This window comes from Nostoc sp., from assembly GCF_035638895.1.
GTDB lineage: Bacteria > Cyanobacteriota > Cyanobacteriia > Cyanobacteriales > Nostocaceae > Nostoc.
Map to the genome: position 1 here is coordinate 1 of NZ_DASQZC010000446.1, position 19778 is coordinate 19778.

Below are 19778 nucleotides of genomic sequence, written 5' to 3' on the forward strand. Positions count from 1 at the left end.
TTAGCAGGAAGTGCGATCGCACCACTTTGCCATACCTCTGCGTTAAAGCTGGTGCGGATTCCCAAGCTGAGATCAAAGGCTGTTAAGCTTACCTGGTTAGTTTGGGCATCCGCTTGTAACAGCACATTGGCAAGGACTGGATGAGTTGGTCGTGAAGGTACTGCACGACTGACGAGTGAGAGATTTGTACTGAGATCACTTTGGGAGCAAACTAATTTCATAAGTCAGATTCAACTGGTGAAAGATATCCTAACACCCTTATTGTTCATGGGCGAGTAACGAAAAGGGAGTAATAATAAAATTGCGTTCAGTCGGTATCGCTAAAAAATTTGGTATGTTACTCATGCTCAGACGCTTAACCAGCCGTAAAATTTTCTCGGTGGCTATGCTTGTGCTTGTTATATGCTTTACTCTGTTAACTGTGCGTTCATTTGGGCAAAGAATTATGACATCAGCACCCCAATTGCTCACCGACCCATTTTTGCAACTGCCAACTGAAACCTCAGTGCAAGTAGTTTGGTTTACTGAGTTTGCTGGTGTTAATCATACAGTAACCTACGCCGAAAATCTTCAACAAACTGCTAAGGCAAATACTACCAAACTCACTCGCACTCGTGAAGACCAACACTCAAGAGTTGCAAACCAAATCAAAGATGGACAAGTTTATCAAAAACCCGTCCAACGCGACATTTGGCGGCATGAGGCTAAGGTGATTGGGTTAACTCCTGGTTTGCGGGTAAACTATCGTATTAGAAGTGTGCGAGAAGACGGCGAAACTGTTACCAGTGATGTTTTTAGCCTCGCAGCTACTCCCAAACCGGATACACCACTAAAAATTTTACTCACCTCTGATCATCAGTTAAAGCCGATGACAGCAGCAAATCTGCAAAAGGTGGTAGAAACGGTTGGACGGGTTGATGGAGTGTGGTTTGCTGGTGATTTGGTCAATGTCAGCGATCGCGCCTCAGAATGGTTTGATGATAATAGTGGTGGTGCGTTATTTCCCGGTTTACAAGGTCGTGCTAAATATGAAATGACGCACGACGGTGTAAAGACAACCTATACTGGTGGACAAATAATTCAACACGCACCCATGTTTACTTGCATTGGCAATCATGAGGTGATGGGACGCTTTACTAGGACGGGGAGTTTAAATGATGAATTTGATGATACAATTCCTCGTGCCGTCGCTCAAAAAATCTACCAAGACAAATTAATAGATAATTCTTTTAATACTAATACCTACGAAGAGATTTTCTCTTTACCAAAAAGTAAAGAGGGTGGAAAAAGATATTATGCAGTCAGCTTTGGCGATGTGCGTTTGGTGGTACTCTACGCTACAAATATGTGGCGGACTCCTAGCTTAGGTGGAAAGCATAAGGGTAGATATCGAGAAGCAGAAAAGGATTTAAATAATCCTGAAGATTGGGGCTATGGGCAGGTAATTTATGAGCCAATTGCTAAAGGCAGCCAGCAGTATAATTGGCTAGAGGCAGAACTCAACAGCCCTGAGTTTCAACAAGCAAAATACAAAGTTGTGATGTTTCATCATCCACCCCACACTCTGGGTGATAATATAGTTCCTGCTTATACAGAACCAGTTCAAATAATTGAACGGGATGATAATAATATCAAAGCAGTGCGTTATGAATACCTAAAAGACGCAGATTATATTATCCGCGATGTTGTCCCAATACTTGAAGCAGCTAATGTGCAATTGGTATTCTATGGGCATTCTCATTTGTGGAACCGCTTTGTTAGTCAGAGTGGAATGCACTTTCTAGAAACATCTAATGTGGGTAATACTTACGGCGCTGCTTGGGGTGAGAGAAAGCGAGAAGTGCCAATTGGATATCAAGAGGATTATGTTAAAGTTGGTGATCCTAATGGGTTAGAACCGATAGTGCCAACAATTTCCCCTTTGTTGGGTGAAGATGGAAAGCCGATGCCTTATATTGCGAGTAATGATATTACGGTTTTTAGTATCTTTGACACGGGGACAGGTACGATAAGTAGTTATCGTTTTGATACTCGCAAGCCTGATTCGGAAGTATTGAAGTTTGATGAATTTAAGTTGAAATAGTTTTATAAGAGAAATTTAGGTTACTCATTCAAAACCTGAAACCTCGTTGGCGAAGCGCACTCCCCCTTAAAAAGGTTTGTCATTACATTACTATCATTTGTTAAATCTTACACTTGGTTACGATTCCCGCCTCGGAATAAATTCCAAGGCTAATAGCTAAAGTCCTCTCAAGAGGACTAAATAACCTGAGTTCGGGTTAAGCCAGAAGCTAAAAAGCTTATTCTGTAAGGATTGAGCAAAACTCTAAGTGATAAAAGAAGCGATTAAAGTGGAATCATTTTGTCAACAAGGCTTACAAATGAGACTAATATCAACAATATGCCTTATTGAGAATAGATTAAAACAGAGCTTCAGACCGAACAATGAAAAATCAAGGGTTTTGAGGATTTATTATCCCGAACTCAGGTTAAATACAAAATTTTTAGCCATGTAGATGACTAGCATATCTAAAATGGAGAATCTCAGTCCACTTAAGTGGACTTTAGCTATCAGCCCGGAACTTTAGTTCTGGGCGGGATATCGGGTGAGTGCGATACTTTGACTGTTACAAAAATATGGATAACACAAGTGAAAAGGGGGGATCTCTTCTGCGTAAGTCTTAAGATTATAGAGTAGCGATCGCATCGGCAACTAGTTTAGAAACAAAGGGCAAAATTGCCTGACTCTTAGCCTGCGCTTTCCCTTCAGTAAATACCACTAAAAGGTAAGGGCGCTGTTCTGGTAACTCAATATACGCGGCATCATGGCGAACTTGACTTGTCCAACCTGCCTTTGACCAAATTTGAGCATTTTCAGTCAGTCCACCGCCTAAGAAACCTGTTACCTGATCTTCCTCTCTGTCTGTGGGCAAATCGTTGAGAGGACGTTTGAGTAAAGCCATCATAGCTTGCGATCGCCCACTTGAAACCGCTACTCCACCTACAATACTATGCAGTAACCGAGCGATCGCATTTGTGGTCAACATATTGCGATTGTCCAGTAACTCCCCTACAAATGCCCGTTCTCGTCCATAAGGGCCCTCACTCCAAGTTTTTTGACAGACGTTAATCGTCTCCATTTCTTCCCAACCCAAAGATTGGTAATAGCGGTTAACAATATTACGCTGATATTTCCAGGTTTCAAAGGGGCCAATTGGTAATTCTGGGCCTGATGTGGTGCCAGTCAAAATATCCACAACCAAGCTGGTAGCATCATTACTAGAATCTACAATCATATCCCGCAAGGCGCGTTCTAACTCTTTGGAAGTGTTAGTCATCCCTTTTTCTAGCCATTCGTTTACCGCCACCAGGTAAAATAGCTTGGCTACACTGGCGGGATAAATCCGTTCAACACCACGATAAGTAAAACCACGAACTGGATGATCCCAAAAAGCGTTGGGAGTCAGCGCCCCACCAGTGTTTACTCGCACTGGTGGATCGTAAACAACCCAAGTCAGGGCAATTTGATTACGGGCTAAGGTCGGAAATTCTGCCCAAGTTGCATCTAAAATGCCATTACCAAGATTTTCCAGTTGTTCGTCTTTATTAAAAAAAATCATTCTCTAGTAATGTCCTTTAATCTAAAATCCAAAATTCAAAATCCAAAATCAGGGGAGTATCAGTGTATTGCTGACCTTAATTTATATGATTCTCCTGAATGTACGCGTTTAGCAACTCAAGCTGCATCTGGGAGACATTTATCGGTAACATCAAATCACCAAAATTTAGCGGTTGAGGTGTATTTGTGTGAAGATGACTATCCCGGATGGGCATCCCTTTCAGATTTTGATTCATTACAATCTGCTACTGTACATTATCAGGCTGCAACATTTACTAAATCTGAGATTCAAAAACTGCTAGCAGAGGTCATCGCCTTTACCCAAAAAGCGATGCAACAATCCAATTATTACCTTTGGGGTGGTACGGTTGGGCCAAATTATGACTGTTCTGGGTTGATGCAAGCGGCGTTTGCTTCGGTGGGTATTTGGCTACCTAGAGATGCCTATCAGCAGGAAGGATTCACTCAACCAATTACTATTGCAGAATTAGCAGCCGGCGATCTGGTATTTTTTGGAACTAGCCAAAAAGCAACCCATGTCGGGCTTTATTTGGCAGATGGTTATTACATTCATAGTTCTGGGAAAGATCAGGGCCGGGATGGGATTGGGATTGATATTCTCTCGGAACAGGGAGATGCTGTTAGTCAGTCGTACTATCAGCAGCTGCGAGGTGCTGGTAGAGTTATCAAGAGTTACGAACCACAGAGACGCTGAGGGCGCTGAGGCTTATGAGGAGTGGGTTAGTTGATAAAGGGTTGAGTGAAGAGAATGGGACGATTTCGGCTATTGTCCCAGATGTTTCGGTGGTGCTGCCGATACATGACGAAGTGGAAAGTTTACCGCTTTTACTAGAAGCGATCGCATCTACTTTATCTTCTAGTCAGATAAATTATGAAATTATTTGTGTGGACGATGGTTCTACAGATGGTTCTGGGGATTTTCTCAAGAAGGAAGCGCAAATCCGCACAGATTTAAAGGCGGTGATTTTGCGTCGCAACTACGGACAAACTGCGGCGATGGCTGCTGGATTTTATTATGCAGTCGGTAAAGCGATCGTCACTTTAGATGCCGATCTCCAGAATGATCCGGCTGATATCCCCATGTTATTAGCAAAGCTGGATGAGGGTTACGATTTGGTGAGTGGTTGGCGGCAAAAACGCCAAGATGGTGCTGTAAATCGGTTACTTCCTTCCAAAATTGCCAATTGGCTAATTCGCCGTACTACTAGCGTGAATATTCATGACTATGGCTGTTCGCTGAAAGCATATCGTGCAGAACTTTTGGCAGATATGAATCTCTACGGAGAATTACACCGATTTTTACCAGCTTTGGCGTACATCGAAGGAGCTAGAATTACTGAAGTACCAGTACGCCATCATGCCCGTCGCTTTGGTCGTAGTAAATATGGGATTTGGCGGACATTCCGCGTGTTAATGGATTTGTTAACCATCCTGTTTATGAAAAAATTCCTCACCCGCCCGATGCACGTTTTTGGGTTGTTGGGCTTGATGTCAATGGTTTCGGGAACTGCGATCGGAATTTACTTGACTTTCGTTAAATTAGCTTTAGGTGAGATGATTGGCAATCGCCCTTTGCTGATTTTGGCAGTTCTCCTGCTAGTAACTGGTGTACAGTTATTTTGCTTCGGACTTTTAGCAGAATTACTCATGCGTACATACCATGAATCCCAAGGGCGGCCTATCTATCGCGTGCGAGAAGTAGTAGCAAAAAATGTTAAGTAACGTAACAATGGTTATTGGTCATTAAGAAAGGATAAATGACTTTCTGCTTTATTGAACTATATCCAGAAATCACTAAGTACAAATCTATAACATCACGATTGCCAAGATGAGGTTATAGATTTGTGGTTGATGGCGTTGCTCTTGAACTAACTCAGGCGGTTACATAAGTGAATCAACAAATGTAAAATACTACCCAGTATTTAATCCTTAAAATAATCTCCACGTCTGGTCTGTGCGCGAACCGTTATTACGGTTAAATCCAGATGATTCGCAATCAAAAAGTTGTAATGGTGCACCATTACCTGTGCCTGGAGCTCCATCTACATCGATGCATCTTCCAGACAATGTGTTCCTGATAAATCCCCCACCTACAAATTCCCATCTTTGATCTGTGGACGAACCGTTAAAAGGGTTAAATCCAGATAGTTCACAATCAAAAAGTTGCAATCGTCCACCATTAACTGTGCCTGGAGCTCCATCCACATCGATGCATTTTCCAGATAGCGAGCTAATTATAAAGAACCCATTATTCTGTTGTGCCTCAACAGCTTGACTGCCGTGAAACCACGTTACCAGGCAGACAATACTATAAGCCAGATATTTCTTTACATTCACCTTTTTGTCCTCTTGTACAATTTATAAATTCGGGTTGAAGCTGTCAGATGTCTAGGGTTTTTAGCCGCAACGAATTTAAGCGAGAAAATATTTTTCCTGGCTTGCTTTTTCCCTGTATTGTTATAGACAATATCAAAGTAATACGCAGGACTACAGTATTTTTACAAAAGTTTGTATTGTCAAGAAAAACTTGCTCTCAAGTTATTAGGCACCAGTTAGCGTTGGACACAAATGAAAAAATAGACCAAATTGGGGCGTCTTCATCTGTACTGCAATTGATGGTTAGGTACTGATTTCAGCAAGCCCTACGTAGTATGTGGTAGGCTAACAGCGTGATCGCTTTCTTACTGGCTGCGATGAATTCCAAGCACGGACTATTTATCCCGTCCAAGAAGTAGTAGCAAAAAAGGTTAAGTAACGTAACAATAGTAGTCATTGGTCATTGGTCATAGTCATTAGTAAATAGTTAAGGGTAAATATTGCTTGACTCTAGACCAAGGACCAAGGACAAAGAACAAATGACAAAACCTTATTAAATTACATCTACCTTGAAAGCATTTAATACCTTTGACGCCGAATTGCGGCGCAACCTGCTGGTTTTATTTACAGCAGGTTTATTATTCTGGTCGAGCATATCTTCGCTCTTACCAACCCTACCGCTTTACATCGATAATGTGGGCGCAAGCAAGCAAGAAATTGGGATTGTGATGGGCAGTTTCGCCATTGGCTTGTTGCTCTCTCGCCCGATGCTGGGACGATTAGCTGATGAACGTGGTCGAAAAATTACCTTACTGATTGGTACGATAGTAGCTGCGATCGCACCCTTTGGTTACTTAGCAACCCAATCTCTTGGGTTACTAATCTTGGTGCGGATTTTTCACGGTCTTAGTGTTGCCGCTTTTACCACAGGCTACAGTGCCTTAGTGGCAGATTTAGCTCCCACTGAAACTCGTGGCGAAATCATTGGTTACATGACCTTAGCAACTCCCCTTGGTTTAGCAATTGGCCCTGCCTTGGGTGGGTATTTGGAAGCTACAAGTAGTTACGGGATATTATTTCTCTTCTGTGCCGAATTGGGTTTTGTCGCTCTGTTAGGGATTGTACAAGTCATAAATCCGCCAGTGCAGACACAACAGCAAAATAAGGAAAACAATCGCAACTTTTGGCAAATTTTGGGCAGCCCACGGGTGAGAGTTCCAACAATAGTTATGTTGTTGGTTGGTTTGTCTCTCGGTGCTGTACATACTTTTGTGTCATTATACCTCAAATCCACCGATGTAGACTTCAATGGTGGACTGTTTTTTACAGTTGCGGCAATTTCTAGTTTTAGTATCAGAGTCTTTTCTGGTAAGGCAAGCGATCGCTTTGGTCGTGGTTTATTTATCACCTTTGGTATTTTTTGCTACGTTTTAGCGTTAATACTGCTGTGGCAGGCTCACAGCGTGATGTTTTTCTTACTGGCTGCGATCGCTGAAGGTGCTGGTAGTGGTACACTCATCTCCATGATGGTCACGATGATGGCAGACCGTTCACTGCCACAAGAACGGGGTCAAATTTTTGCTATATGTATAACTGGACTTGACTTGGGAATTGCGATCGCTGCTCCTCTTTTAGGTATCATCGCCGAACAGGTAGGCTACCGCGATATGTTTGGCTACGGTGCTGCGATCACTTCTATTGCACTTGTCCTTTTCCTCACCCGGTCGAGCAAAAACCTATCCAACTCCCTGCGCTTTGCACTAGGTCTAGCTCCAGATGCCTACGCCTTGAACAACCTAAAAATTAGGAGTGATGAAATTTAATTCATCACTCCTAACTTTCAACTCTTAACTTTTAAAAACGGGCGAGGAGGGATTCGAACCCCCGACACCGTGGTCCGTAGCCACGTGCTCTAGTCCACTGAGCTACACGCCCTCACCGACAATCAATATTAACACGTTCTAACTAAATGGCGCAAGATAATTTTCCATCTAATTTTTCCAACTTAACCCATCTAGATCGCCAAGGACAGGCACAGATGGTGGATGTGTCTGATAAAGCACCTAGCGTCCGCCAAGCAGTAGCCGCAGCCAATGTGCGGATGCTGCCAGCCACCTTCGCCGCCATTCAAGCCGGAAATGTCCCAAAAGGGGATGTGTTAGCAACTGCAAGATTGGCTGGGATTATGGCAGCCAAGCAAACAGCCACTTTAATTCCTCTGTGTCATCCGTTGCCTTTGCAAAAAATCGCAGTCGAAATCATACCCGATCCCCAACTACCTGGTTATCAAATTCAAGCCACAGTCAAAACCAAAGCTGAAACTGGTGTAGAGATGGAAGCTTTAACTGCCGTTTCTGTGGCTGCTCTGACTTTATACGATATGGCAAAAGCCTTAGAAAAGTCGATTCAAATTGAATCAATTCGTTTAATCAGTAAGAGTGGCGGTAAATCAGGAGATTATTCCCCGCCAGAGCAATAAGCTACTCTATTTTGGGGCATTGGGCATTGGGCAAGAGGACTTGGGGACAAAGAGAATTGGGGACAAGGGGAAAGACTTGTTTCAAGTTCTCACCTCTTGTCCCCTTGTCCCCTTGTCCCCTTGTCCCCTTGTCTCCCCTGCTCCTCTTCACTCCCCACTTACGGCAGATTATCAGGATCAATACCGAGATTACGCAAACATGCTGCCAACTGTTCAGCCCGTTGGCGTTCTTGTTCTAGCAATAACTCAGCCTGTTCTGCCCGTTGATTGAGTTCCAGGGAATTTAAAAATCTCTGTCCATCTGGACGGTAAATTTCTAACTCTCCAAGGCCCGTTTGAAATCTAATTCCTAAGCGGGGACTGAGCCAACCATCCATTTGCCATAGCTTATTCAAATGGTTGTTTTGCCGCAACCAGCCGTCTAGTTGAAAACTTTCAGGGTCGTATAAATAATATTCTTCAACACCATAGGTATCGTAAAACTCTAGCTTACGCTCCATCTCCTTGGTATCATTACTATAAGAAAGAATCTCAAAGACTACTTGCGGTGGAATATTATCTTCTTGCCACTGACGATAAGAACGACGTTTTCCCTTTGGTCTACCGAAGACAACCATCACATCAGGTGCAGTCGGTGTAATCAGCCGAGAACGGACGGGATACCAGAGCAAATCTCCTGCAATCAAAACATTGTCATTATTAGCAAACAGAACCTCTAAATTCTCCTTAATCAGGACAATCCAACGATATTGCTCTGTGTTGTCTGCCATTGGTTTGCCGTCGCTATCTGGATAGAGGAGATCGGGGTCTATTTGCTCAAAGATCGTCATCTGATTTAACCCACAGGCTCTTGACTTCCAATTCAATTATGACTGCTTGTAAGGGTCTAATAGCAACCACTGCCCCAAAAACCTTAGAATAAATAGGGTGTATTTAAATCCGTAACAAATATTTATGCCTCCTCGTTGGCCTCGCAAACCCGATCGCAAAGACCCTGATTACCGCAAGATCGATGACCGGATGAATTTTGCCGTGCATGTAGCGATCGCTGCTACTATCAATTCTGGGTTATGGTTTTTCCACATATTGAAAGACACTACTTGGGAGTGGCTGCCTTGGGTGACTTTAAGTTGGACAGGAATACTGTTGGTGCATCTGATTTATATTAGTGCGATCGCTAACTACACCGAAACTCCGCCAAAATCCACCTGAAGATGGATTACTCATGCTGGGGCGATTGTAACCTCTGGTAGTAGGATTAGGCTGTTAATTGAGCCATAATGTGAAAAAGCCTGAGATTTCGCACTTTTTCTTAATGTAGGGTTATTTTTATGGCTAAGACTAACACCACAGAACTACTAGAAGCCCTAGCAGCTGAAATTGGCGAAAACGTCTACATAGACGTTGCCAAATGGCATCTTTATTTATCTAATGCCAAACTGCATACAGTTGTTGCTGAACAACTGTATCCGTTAATTACTTCCAACGCTGTTAATGAAGACCGAGTTTTACAAGTCTTGGCATCGATTCCAATAAAAATTGGCGGTGGGAAACGTGAAATTCCCTTAATCGATTTACTACCCCTGCAATGCCAAGTGAATTTAGTAGATATTCTGGAAAAATATCAACGCGATTTCTAATCGCTAAAACCAAGATTATTTTAATTGGACAATTTTATTAATCAGCATTCCCTGATTCGATTTTAGCTTCGATATTAGGTTTATATTTGCTGTGTTTATTTTACAAAAATGAACTCCACAGATACATACAGATGAATCTCGTCTAATTTATGTGTGGATATCTGATAAAAATTTCCTTTAACTAAGGAATCTCCGCGTTCAAAATCGGTTCACATTTGAGCGAGGCGAGTTTATTTCGAGACTCGCTTTGAACATTCATGCAAATTCATTGAGGCAATTTCTATGCTTTTACAAGTCAAAGATAGTGGCGAATTGGTAAAGATTGTTGAGATTCAGGAATTAATCGACCCGAATAATGATGTTGTTCACGCAAAAGACCAAGAAGGTCAAGAAGAACAGCAACCTGAAAGCTTTAAAAAAGAAAATCTCGTTTTTCCTTCAGGTGAAGTTTTACCACGCTGTTGGTTAGATGCCGACTATAGACACGACAACGGTTAATTATTTTCAAGTCACTTGAGTTAAACGGTTCATGTAGTAATTTTCAGAGTGATTTGTTTGTAGCAAGCGGCTCCAGCCCTGCTTTTCCTAATTATTTACAGAACCCCGGCTTCTTAAAGAAGCCGGGGTTCTGGCTTTTCACAAAGAATTTCTGATTGCTATATAACTATGTTCCAGATGATGATGCAGCTTTTTCTCCTACTGTCACCGTTTCATTCTGCTGAAATTTAGGGAAAAATGTCTTAACAATCCAGTCAGTCAAGATGTGAGATAGTAATCCCATAGGGCCAGCAAACAAACACAGTGCAAGGGAGTGAATTGTCCAAATACCTGTTTTTTGCCCTTCCCAATAAATCCAGCGACCGACAAATAAATCCATCACTAAAAAATGAATCCAACCCGTTGCAGCAGCCGTTTCATCTGTAAAAAATCGAGCAATATCGGCTAATTGGGGATTCGATAAAGCTTGGGCATTTTCTGGCGTAATGCTGTTGATAAACAAATACACATACGCCCCAGCTAACAGCACAAAAGGCAAATATGATGACATAATCTGCCGTGTAACTTTCCAATTTGGCAATAAAATTATTAACGCCCAAAAAGGCAATACGAAAAGATTGGCAACGTTAAATAATTGGGAGATCGTCATAGTTTTGTTAGGTGAAGAATTTTCAGTTATTATTTGTTTTAAATTAACTAATTATTCATAAATTGTAACTCTCAGGATATAGATCCCCGACTTCTCTAAGAAGTCGGGGATCTGATTGATTATAAGCTAATCTACTTTTAATTTGCATAACCAGGGCGGGCAAGATGCCCACCCCACAATAGTTTTACTTATATGTAAGTTAAATGTCCAACAGCTTAGCAATCCGATAGCGAAGCGGTAGCGAGTCAGACGCTCCTGCGTCGCTAACGCTGCGCTATCGAGCGTCTTTGATTTCTGAATCACTCGTAGAGGTAAGGGACTGGGGATTGGGGACTGGGGGCTAGGAAGAAGGAATAAAGGTGTACTGAGTTTTGTTCAAAAATCAAATATGAGTTCTATACATAAAATTAGATCCAGAAAATAAAGAGTTTTTCTTTTTGGGATTGAGACATTGCATAGATGATTTTGTAGGCAGTTTTCAACTTTCATATCTCTGCTTTTCACATTGCTCAAAAAGTTAACTCAGAGGAAATGGAGTTTTAAATAGGTTATTGCTAAGTGGCAGATTAGGTTAAATTAGGTGAAATATTGTGTAATAAATTTCTCGGTTATTCATTACATATTCTGCTGATATTGCTTTATAAAATAAAACACGCTTTATACTTGGGTGACAGAATTAGCTCGTATACCTCACCAACTTGAAATCTGCTGGAATTTCGCATCAAAAATACTGAAGAACCAAATATTTAAAAAAATCCGAAAAGCAGCAAATTCTGTTTGAAGTTAAGTATATACCTACCAAAATGAGATGCACTCGTTTGAGTTTTCCTCATTACATTTAGCTAGAAGTAAAAAAATGGCAATACATACCTCACACTTCCAAGTAAATCCAGTAACTTCCACCTCCTATGCCCATAGTTTAGTCTTCATCGACATGGCGGTTGAAGACTATAACGATTTAGTAAATGGCGTGGTTGATAATGCCGAAGTGTTCGTGCTTGACTCTACACAAAATGGTGTTGAACAAATTACAGAAATTCTAGCAAGTTGCGATCGCCCGAATTTGACTAATATTCATATTGTGTGCCACGGTGCCCCAGGTTGCTTGCAATTGGGCAACACCCATTTAGGACTGGATACGCTCGACGAATACAGCCAGCAACTGCAATGGCAAAAAATATTTTCAGTCTCTGCCAAAAGCGATAACTCCTGGAACTTACTCATCTATGGTTGCAATGTGGCTTTGGGTGATGCAGGGACAGAATTTATAGACAAACTGCACCAACTCACCAAAGCAAATATTGCGGCTTCTCGTGGGCGAATTGGCAATGCAGCATTGGGTGGTAACTGGGAGTTAGAAGTCCGCACCACTGAAATGGAAGCGAGTCTAGCATTTGCAGAAACGACACGCCAGGCTTACGCAGGGGTACTGGCGACATTCACGGTGAATAATACTGGGGACATAGATGATGGCGATCGCAATAACGGCATCACGACACTCCGGGAGGCAATCAACTTAGCCAATGCTACTGCTGGGGATGATGCGATCGCTTTTGGAGGAATATTCAAAGATACCACCCCAGATACCATTACCCTCACCTCTGGACAACTGACGATTACCGATGATCTAAGCATCTTGGGGACTGGGACATCTAATCTGACTGTGAGGGGAAATAATGCCTCTACAGTATTCGAGATATCGGGACTAGGTACAGGTGTCAATATTAATGGACTGGCGATCGCTAGCGGCAGTATTAAGGTTAATAGAACTTCCATCCTCAACCTAGCAAAAAGTAGTGTGTCTGGTAACACAGCAGGAAGTGGCATCTCTAATAGCGGCATCCTCAGTCTTGCTAACACCAGCGTCTTTGACAATAAGCAAGGTGGTATCTATAACGGTGGTAGTCTCAGCCTAACGGGAAGCAGTGTTTATGGCAATACTGGGGGAAGCAAGATTTTTAATAGCAATACTGCGGGAGGCGGCATTTTTAATGACGCTTCTGATGGTAAAGCTGGTTTTCTCAGCCTAACCAATAGCAGTGTATCTGGCAATACGGCAAACTCCGGCGGTGGTATCTATAATCAAGGCGGTACTCTCAGGCTGACCAATAGCACTGTCTCTGGCAATACTGCAACTGCAACCTTTGGCGGTGGCATTTTTAATGGAGATGATGGTGCTTATTCTGGCGGATTAGTTACTGTAACTAACAGCACCATCTCTGGCAATACAGCCTTAGAAGATGGTGGTGGCATATATAATGGCTACAGCTATGTGGCAGACACCAGACTGACCCTAATCAACTCCACAATTACCAATAACACAGCTGACTCAGATGGTAATGGTACTGGCAATGGTGGAGGAGTTTTTAACACCTCTGATGCCTCTAGTCCCGTCAAAATTAGTAACACCATCATTGCAAGCAACTTCGACAAGTCCACCTCCGGTGATATACATCCCGACGTGGATGGTAGGCTGATTGACTCCGGCAATAACCTGATTGGCAATAATACTGGTAGCACTACTTTTACCACCAGCACCCTCGTCGGCACAAGTGCTAGCCCCATTGACCCCAAACTCGGGCGGCTGCAAAATAACGGTGGTACAACCTTTACCCAGGCGTTACTTGCGAATAGCCCCGCTATTGATGCTGGCAAGAATTCCCTAGTTCCTGCTGGTGTCATCACTGACCAACGCGGCGCTGGATTTAACCGAATATTCAACGGTGTTGTTGATATTGGTGCTTACGAAGTTCAGTCCCCCATAACCCCGCCACCTGTTAACACTGGCACAGTGGTGACTAATACCAACGATTCTGGGTCGGGGTCATTGCGGCAGGCTATTCTCAATGCCAATGCGACCCTTGGGGCAGATACGATTACCTTTGCGGGTGTGTTCAGCGATGCTACCCCAGATAAGATCACCCTGACTTCTGGCAAACTAACCATTAACAATGATATTACCATTCTGGGGACTGGGGCATCTAACCTCATTGTGAGTGGGAATAATTCATCAGGCGTGTTTGAGATATCGGGTTCTGGGACAGATGCCAGCATTGATGGCTTGAAAATTGCTAATGCTAATGATCCCTTAGGCAGTATTTTGCTCAATAGCAATACCAGCCTTAGCCTGACTAACAGTACTATCTCTGATAATAAAGGGGAGGTAGGCGGCATATTTAACAGAGGCAACCTCAGTCTCCTTAACAGCACTGTCTCTAGTAATACAGGGTCGTCCTTAGGCGGCGGCATCTTTAACAAAGGAAACCTGAGCCTAACTAGCAGCACTGTCTCTAATAATTACGCATACGTTGGTTACAACACAGCCTATGGCGGCGGCATATTCAACATAGGCAAACTCAGTCTCATTAACAGCACTGTCTCTAATAATAAGGCGAACGCTAGTGGTCTTGAAAGAATAGGTCCTAACCCATTGCCGTCTTACGGCGGCGGCATTTATAACTCAGGCACCGTTAACCTGACCAGTAGCACTGTCTCTGATGGTACAGCGGAAAGCGGTGGCGGCATCTATAACTCTGGCATCTTCAACCTGAACAATAGCACTATCTCTGGCAATCAGGCGTTCAGCGACGGTGGTGGCATTTCTAACTCAGGCACTCTCACTCTCACCAACAGCACCATTACTAATAACAACGCACAGGACTTTTACGACAGTGATGCCGAGGGTGGAGGCATTTTTAATTATTCAGATGGCACTGTTATCGTTGGCAACACCATCATTGCAGGCAACTTCGACAAACCTCCATACTACAATGACATCTTCACCCCTGACGTTTCCGGCAACTTCACTGACGCTGGTAATAACCTAATTGGCGACAACACAGGTAGCACTGGCTTTACTACCAGCGCCCTCGTCGGCACCAGCACCAACCCCATTGATCCAAGACTCAGCCCCCTGCAAAATAATGGTGGTACAACCTTTACTAATGCCTCACTTGCGGATAGTCCCGCCATTAACGCTGGCAATAATGCTCTGATTCCAGCAGGTATCACCACCGACCAACGCGGCGCTGGATTTAACAGAATATCTAAGAGTAAAGTTGATATTGGTGCATTAGAGTTTAACGGGCTGAATGGAACCAATGGCGCTGATAATTTAGTAGGTAAGAACTACGGTGACATAATTAACGCTCAACCCGGCAACGATACCATCACAGGTAATCAAGGCAACGACATTTTAACTGGTGGCGGCGGCAAAGATAGATTTGTTTACAACTTAGATAACGGTGTTGATACCATTACCGATTTCGGTGGGTTAGGTAAAGCCTCAAATCCATCAGCAGCAATCATTGCCGAAGTGGATACCCTGAAATTTCAAGGTGCTGGATTGACAGCCCGAAATCTACTACTCACCCAGAATAGTAACAATCTGGAAATCACCTTTGAAGGGGCGGCTGATGATAAAGTTATCCTGCAAAACTTTCCCCTGGAAAACCTAGAGAACGTAGCGGCAGTGGGCAATATCCTGTTTAATGGGCAAACTAGCATTAGTGAAAGCTTTGATGTCTTCGATGCCAACTCCACCCAAAACGCTATCTTCAACAAGAACACAGTCACCTTTCTCAATGACCTGAACAACAACCTCAATGGGTTTGACAACTCAGCAGATGTTATTAATGGTCAGGGGGGTAATGACCGCATCGACGGCTTGAGTGGTAACGACCTATTACGGGGTGGTGAAGGTAACGATACCCTGCTTGGTGGTGTTGGTAATGACATCCTGGTTGCTAATCTAGGTAATGATAGCCTCATCGGCGGTGCTGGTAATGACATTTTCCTTGGTGGTGGAGGTTCCAATACCTTAACTGGCGGTAGCGGTAATGACCAGTTCATCTACCAAACCTTAAGCGATTCCAATACTACAATCACTGACTTTAATCAGAGCCAGGATAAGTTAGTCTTCACTGACTTGTTTAAGAGTCGGGGCTACAGTAGCAGCAACCCCATTGGTGATGGCAACCTAAAATTTGTGCAATCGGGTACTTCTACACTAGTTGAAGTCCTTATTTCTTATAATCCTAGTTATTCTTCTTTTTCCACCTTCGCAACTTTGGATAATTTCACCGCGACAAATCTAGTAGTCGGAAGTAATGTCATCGTCTAGCGCTAAGTTCTAGTCTGTAGCCATTGTCTTCATAATCAAGGGATATTGACATTTGGTAAAAAACAACGTAGAGACGTAGCACTGCTACGTCTCTACAAGGGTTCTGGATAACGCATAATTAATTTGTGCAGATATCATTGCTTAATTTTGGATTTTAGATGTCTGTGAAATCTAAAATCCAAAATCTATAACTCTTAGAGTTCCCGTACTAATGGCTGACCATCTTTGACTTCACCAATCAAAACTAAATCGACACAGTTAACAAAAATGCCATTTTCCAGAACACCGGGAATGTTATTCAGTGTCTTTTCTAGGCTGACTGGATCTTCAATAGAGTCAAATCTGACATCCAACACAAAATTGCCTTGATCAGTAATTACTGGGCCAGCTTTTTTTACACCCATGCGGAGTTCTGGTTTGCCACCGAGTTTTTTGATGGCATTAGTCACAGGAGTAATTGCCATTGGAATCACTTCCACAGGCACAGCGAAAGTAGAACCCAAGCGTTCTACTAACTTACCACTATCTACCACAACGATAAACTGTTCTGCCAGGTAGTCTACAACTTTTTCGCGGGTATGTGCTGCACCACCGCCTTTAATCAAATTCTTCTGCGGATCGACTTCATCTGCGCCATCAATGGCAATATCGATGTGATCAATAGCATCCAAGGTGGCAAGAGGTACACCGTATTGCTTCGCCAGTACTTCTGACTGAAATGATGTAGGTATACCAATGATATCTTTAAGTTCACCAGACTTGAGGCGATCGCCCAAAAACTGAATCGTATATGCTGTTGTTGACCCCGTACCCAACCCCACAATAGAACCCGACTTTACTAAGGCGGCGGCGGCTTTGCCAACTTCTTGCTTCATCAACTTTACGGGATCTGCTGCTGCGGTCATTGCCAAAACTCCTGAAAAACTGACTATAGTCCATAGTAGTGGGCAGATAACCTCAAAAGATGAAAGGTAAAAAACAAGTTTTTGCTAATCTTTACTTGCTTAATTAAGGAATTATAAAAAATAAAACATCCTGGTCTCCGGAACAAAGGAGATAATTCATGTAAATATAAGTATATTAATATACTAAATAAATGAAGATTTTACAGTATACTGATCCTACTAATGAGACGCTGCGCGAACGTAGAGAAGATGGCGACTTGCGCGGCCAGTTAAAAACACTAAATTTTGCGTTAGCCTCAGTAACGTAGTTTTTTAAATTCACTTACCAGCTAAAAGTGGTTATCATAATGCGTCAGCTTTCAATTACTCTATCTTTAGTGGCACTACTACAAAACTTACCAGCAATTGCTCAGGCCCCAGTGCCAGAAAATACTTCTGGAGTCCCATCTGATGCCATTCAACAGGTAACTGCAATCAAATGGATGACAAACTATTCTGATGGCAAGTTTTATCCAGAAAAGTTACTCAGTAGGGCCGAATTAGCGTCAATTATGGTAAAAGCATTTGGGCTAAATAAAAGACAAGCTGTTAGCAAAAAAAATTTAACTATTCCAGATGTTCCTCGTTCTCATTGGGCATTTAATGATATACAGACAGTCTTAAAAACTGACATCATGAAAGGCTATCGGGGCAGTGAATTCTTCCCTAACCAAAAGGTGACAAAGGCTGAAGCTCTTGCTATTTTCGCCCAGGCTTATGGTGTATTTCAGTTTCCCGATGACGCTGTGAATGATATTCTGGCTTTATATCCAGATGAAAAGTCTATCCCAACTTGGGCTAGAAAAGCGATCGCTACAGTAGCTACTGAAGAATTTCTCAATACAGATGCTCAAGGCAATATTTCCCCATTAAAACCTGTAACCCGTGGAGATATGGCTTATGTATTGAGTAAATATTTACAACGACAACAGCAACAACCCGAAACACCAGAAGTTCCAATTATTCCAAATAGTCCACAAACACCTTAGCTAGACTTTATCCAGCCAAGGTGCTTAAAATCACCTTTGACCTGAACCTCTATACCTGTCTCGAATCTGGCGAAGATATAAGGAATTAGACTGTGTTGGTTGCTGCAACACATAATTAGATTGTGGTGGTTGCGTCGGTTGCTGCAACCCATAATTTCCATAAGTAGATTGTAATGGTTGCGTCGGTTGCTGCAACCCATAATTTCCATAAGTAGATTGTAATGGTTGCATCGGTTGCTGCAACCCATAATTCCCATATCCTACAGGGTTCGTGGGGCTTACAACGCCTTGATTTGGAATCTGGCTAGAGTAAGGTGCAATATTATTTGGTACTACATACGTGCCTGGGGACGTTACTGGTGCTACATTAGGCACTACCTGACCGTTATTTAAATTATTGTAGGGATTTTGCTGCAAGTTCGTACCCGTTGATGTATAACCTGTACCAGTATTTAACCTATTACTAGGCACTACCTGACCGTTATTTAAATTACTGTAGGGATTTTGCTGCAAGTTCGTACCCGTTGAGGTGTAACCTGTCCCAGTAGTTAACCCAGCACTTGGTATAGAATTCTGACTGGGTAAGCTGTTAATGGGTGGCATCAACGTTGTTCCTGGCTCAGAGGCTTGGCCCAAGCCATTTGTCTGAGTTGCAGTCCCATTGAAACTAGAATATTGCTGGTTTGTCGATTGGTTAAGTCCTGCTTGCACAGGGCTGGCGGAGACAGAATTTTGATTCTTGTTGGTTTGATTTGTGAATCCAATACCCAGACTAGAAGATGTTTCGCCCCCTGTTGGTTCAGACGCGGTATTTAAAGGCTTAAGACCTAAAAACTGGTTATTATTATCACCCGTACCAGCCCGTAATAAATTTTCTGTTTGTACAACAAAGGGATTTTTCACGACTGGGGAGGTGTCGGGATTAACGCCTAGACCAGGATTTAATTTGGTATTATTAGCAGACTTTTGTTTGTTAATTACATCCTCTAAAGAGTTTTGACTATTTTTCGCTTCAGTATTTTCCTTGGGGTTATTTGGCGTTACTGAAGGAGTTGCTTGGTTAAAGTCATTAAATAAAACTGGCAGATTATCGATATCTGCTGCAACGGCTTTGTTTTCTTCTGACAGCGAGGAATCAGTAGGCTCTTGTGAGGCGAATTGACTTTTTTGCTTATAAACGAAAATATCTGGGTTTGACCAGTATTCCCAAGTGACTAGCCCAACTACAGATAAAAAAATTGCAGTGCCCCAAAAACCAGGTCGCCCTAGATTCCATAACCTGGCTTTGAGATAGCGTAAGTAGGCGGGAGGATAATGACGATTTGGCATGAAATTAATAATTGAAATTTACTCGAAATCTGTAAAACTTGATGGAAGCTGAAGGTGTTGGTGTTTAATTATTTTGTTTTTCTCAACAGGAATATCTCAACTGAAGTTGGATAGTAATTTTATCCTAACTTCTCCATCAGTTATTAGTCAGTACCAACAGACATGTAGTAGT

The 19778-nt window shown here is 42.6% G+C and carries 16 protein-coding genes, 1 tRNA gene and 1 pseudogene; 10 read left to right on the forward strand and 8 right to left on the reverse strand.

Going from position 1 to position 19778, the window contains the following annotated elements; translation table 11 throughout:
• Positions 1–221 (reverse strand): annotated as a pseudogene (locus VE944_RS22455) (DNA polymerase III subunit beta); the annotation flags it as partial.
• Between the two features lie 224 nt (positions 222–445).
• Here VE944_RS22455 and VE944_RS22460 point away from each other — a divergent pair.
• Positions 446–2083 (forward strand): purple acid phosphatase family protein, encoded by a 1638-nt coding sequence (locus VE944_RS22460; protein WP_324982120.1) that lies wholly within the window; start codon positions 446–448, stop codon positions 2081–2083.
• 604 nt (positions 2084–2687) lie between these two features.
• Here VE944_RS22460 and VE944_RS22465 read toward each other — a convergent pair.
• Complete coding sequence (locus VE944_RS22465) at positions 2688–3620, reverse strand: serine hydrolase (protein ID WP_324982122.1); 933 nt, start codon at positions 3618–3620, stop codon at positions 2688–2690.
• A gap of 9 nt (positions 3621–3629) precedes the next feature.
• Here VE944_RS22465 and VE944_RS22470 point away from each other — a divergent pair, with 9 nt between their 5' ends.
• Entirely contained in the window at positions 3630–4334 is a 705-nt protein-coding gene (locus VE944_RS22470) for a C40 family peptidase (RefSeq protein WP_324982125.1), read from the forward strand.
• Positions 4335–4348: 14 nt separating this feature from the next.
• Entirely contained in the window at positions 4349–5362 is a 1014-nt protein-coding gene (locus VE944_RS22475; RefSeq protein ID WP_324982128.1) for a glycosyltransferase family 2 protein, read from the forward strand.
• A 207-nt stretch (positions 5363–5569) separates the two neighbouring features.
• Here the strand turns inward: VE944_RS22475 and VE944_RS22480 are convergent, their stop codons facing one another.
• The gene (locus tag VE944_RS22480; protein ID WP_324982131.1) at positions 5570–5977 is read right to left on the reverse strand and encodes an RICIN domain-containing protein; all 408 of its coding nucleotides are present in this window, start codon (positions 5975–5977) and stop codon (positions 5570–5572) included.
• Positions 5978–6525: 548 nt separating this feature from the next.
• On the opposite strand from VE944_RS22480, the gene VE944_RS22485 reads away from it, so the two are divergent.
• Positions 6526–7779 carry an MFS transporter gene (locus tag VE944_RS22485; RefSeq protein WP_324982134.1) on the forward strand — a complete coding sequence of 418 codons (1254 nt, stop codon included), beginning with the start codon at positions 6526–6528 and terminating at the stop codon, positions 7777–7779.
• A 38-nt stretch (positions 7780–7817) separates the two neighbouring features.
• Here VE944_RS22485 and VE944_RS22490 read toward each other — a convergent pair.
• Positions 7818–7891, reverse strand: a tRNA-Arg gene (locus VE944_RS22490).
• A 34-nt stretch (positions 7892–7925) separates the two neighbouring features.
• On the opposite strand from VE944_RS22490, the gene moaC reads away from it, so the two are divergent.
• Positions 7926–8435, forward strand: a complete 510-nt coding sequence (gene moaC / locus VE944_RS22495) for a cyclic pyranopterin monophosphate synthase MoaC (RefSeq protein WP_324982137.1) — start codon at positions 7926–7928, stop codon at positions 8433–8435.
• Positions 8436–8593: 158 nt separating this feature from the next.
• On the opposite strand, the gene VE944_RS22500 is transcribed toward moaC, so the two are convergent.
• Complete coding sequence (locus tag VE944_RS22500) at positions 8594–9265, reverse strand: Uma2 family endonuclease (RefSeq protein WP_324982140.1); 672 nt, start codon at positions 9263–9265, stop codon at positions 8594–8596.
• A gap of 124 nt (positions 9266–9389) precedes the next feature.
• Here VE944_RS22500 and VE944_RS22505 point away from each other — a divergent pair, with 124 nt between their 5' ends.
• The 3 genes from VE944_RS22505 to VE944_RS22515 all read left to right on the forward strand — a co-directional run bounded on the left by VE944_RS22505 (position 9390) and on the right by VE944_RS22515 (position 10573).
• On the forward strand, positions 9390–9647 hold the full coding sequence (locus VE944_RS22505) for a 2TM domain-containing protein (protein WP_324982142.1): 258 nt from the start codon (positions 9390–9392) through the stop codon (positions 9645–9647).
• A gap of 119 nt (positions 9648–9766) precedes the next feature.
• On the forward strand, positions 9767–10075 hold the full coding sequence (locus VE944_RS22510) for a DUF3181 family protein (RefSeq protein WP_229555280.1): 309 nt from the start codon (positions 9767–9769) through the stop codon (positions 10073–10075).
• A 282-nt stretch (positions 10076–10357) separates the two neighbouring features.
• A complete protein-coding gene (locus VE944_RS22515; protein WP_109011492.1) occupies positions 10358–10573 on the forward strand; it encodes an acetyltransferase in 216 nt (71 codons plus the stop codon).
• A 166-nt stretch (positions 10574–10739) separates the two neighbouring features.
• On the opposite strand, the gene VE944_RS22520 is transcribed toward VE944_RS22515, so the two are convergent.
• On the reverse strand, positions 10740–11222 hold the full coding sequence (locus VE944_RS22520; protein ID WP_324982150.1) for an ABA4-like family protein: 483 nt from the start codon (positions 11220–11222) through the stop codon (positions 10740–10742).
• An 856-nt stretch (positions 11223–12078) separates the two neighbouring features.
• Here VE944_RS22520 and VE944_RS22525 point away from each other — a divergent pair.
• Positions 12079–16344, forward strand: a complete 4266-nt coding sequence (locus tag VE944_RS22525; protein ID WP_324982153.1) for a DUF4347 domain-containing protein — start codon at positions 12079–12081, stop codon at positions 16342–16344.
• A gap of 194 nt (positions 16345–16538) precedes the next feature.
• Here the strand turns inward: VE944_RS22525 and rpiA are convergent, their stop codons facing one another.
• Complete coding sequence (gene rpiA, locus VE944_RS22530; protein ID WP_324982155.1) at positions 16539–17249, reverse strand: ribose-5-phosphate isomerase RpiA; 711 nt, start codon at positions 17247–17249, stop codon at positions 16539–16541.
• Positions 17250–17596: 347 nt separating this feature from the next.
• Here rpiA and VE944_RS22535 point away from each other — a divergent pair, with 347 nt between their 5' ends.
• Positions 17597–18277: an S-layer homology domain-containing protein gene (locus VE944_RS22535; RefSeq protein ID WP_324982157.1), complete on the forward strand. Its 681-nt coding sequence runs from the start codon at positions 17597–17599 to the stop codon at positions 18275–18277.
• Between the two features lie 30 nt (positions 18278–18307).
• Here VE944_RS22535 and VE944_RS22540 read toward each other — a convergent pair whose 3' ends face one another.
• Positions 18308–19606, reverse strand: a complete 1299-nt coding sequence (locus VE944_RS22540; RefSeq protein ID WP_324982159.1) for a hypothetical protein — start codon at positions 19604–19606, stop codon at positions 18308–18310.
• Positions 19607–19778: the final 172 nt, after the last annotated feature.

Bases quoted from the DNA above. Each gene is read 5' to 3' on its own strand.
- VE944_RS22460 (WP_324982120.1), top strand. From the start codon at position 446: ATGACATCAGCACCCCAATTGCTCACCGACCCATTTTTGCAACTGCCA.
- VE944_RS22465 (WP_324982122.1), bottom strand. From the start codon at position 3,620: ATGATTTTTTTTAATAAAGACGAACAACTGGAAAATCTTGGTAATGGC.
- VE944_RS22470 (WP_324982125.1), top strand. From the start codon at position 3,630: ATGTCCTTTAATCTAAAATCCAAAATTCAAAATCCAAAATCAGGGGAG.
- VE944_RS22475 (WP_324982128.1), top strand. From the start codon at position 4,349: ATGAGGAGTGGGTTAGTTGATAAAGGGTTGAGTGAAGAGAATGGGACG.
- moaC (WP_324982137.1), top strand. From the start codon at position 7,926: ATGGCGCAAGATAATTTTCCATCTAATTTTTCCAACTTAACCCATCTA.
- VE944_RS22500 (WP_324982140.1), bottom strand. From the start codon at position 9,265: ATGACGATCTTTGAGCAAATAGACCCCGATCTCCTCTATCCAGATAGC.
- VE944_RS22505 (WP_324982142.1), top strand. From the start codon at position 9,390: ATGCCTCCTCGTTGGCCTCGCAAACCCGATCGCAAAGACCCTGATTAC.
- VE944_RS22510 (WP_229555280.1), top strand. From the start codon at position 9,767: ATGGCTAAGACTAACACCACAGAACTACTAGAAGCCCTAGCAGCTGAA.
- VE944_RS22515 (WP_109011492.1), top strand. From the start codon at position 10,358: ATGCTTTTACAAGTCAAAGATAGTGGCGAATTGGTAAAGATTGTTGAG.
- VE944_RS22520 (WP_324982150.1), bottom strand. From the start codon at position 11,222: ATGACGATCTCCCAATTATTTAACGTTGCCAATCTTTTCGTATTGCCT.
- VE944_RS22525 (WP_324982153.1), top strand. From the start codon at position 12,079: ATGGCAATACATACCTCACACTTCCAAGTAAATCCAGTAACTTCCACC.
- rpiA (WP_324982155.1), bottom strand. From the start codon at position 17,249: ATGACCGCAGCAGCAGATCCCGTAAAGTTGATGAAGCAAGAAGTTGGC.
- VE944_RS22535 (WP_324982157.1), top strand. From the start codon at position 17,597: ATGCGTCAGCTTTCAATTACTCTATCTTTAGTGGCACTACTACAAAAC.
- VE944_RS22540 (WP_324982159.1), bottom strand. From the start codon at position 19,606: ATGCCAAATCGTCATTATCCTCCCGCCTACTTACGCTATCTCAAAGCC.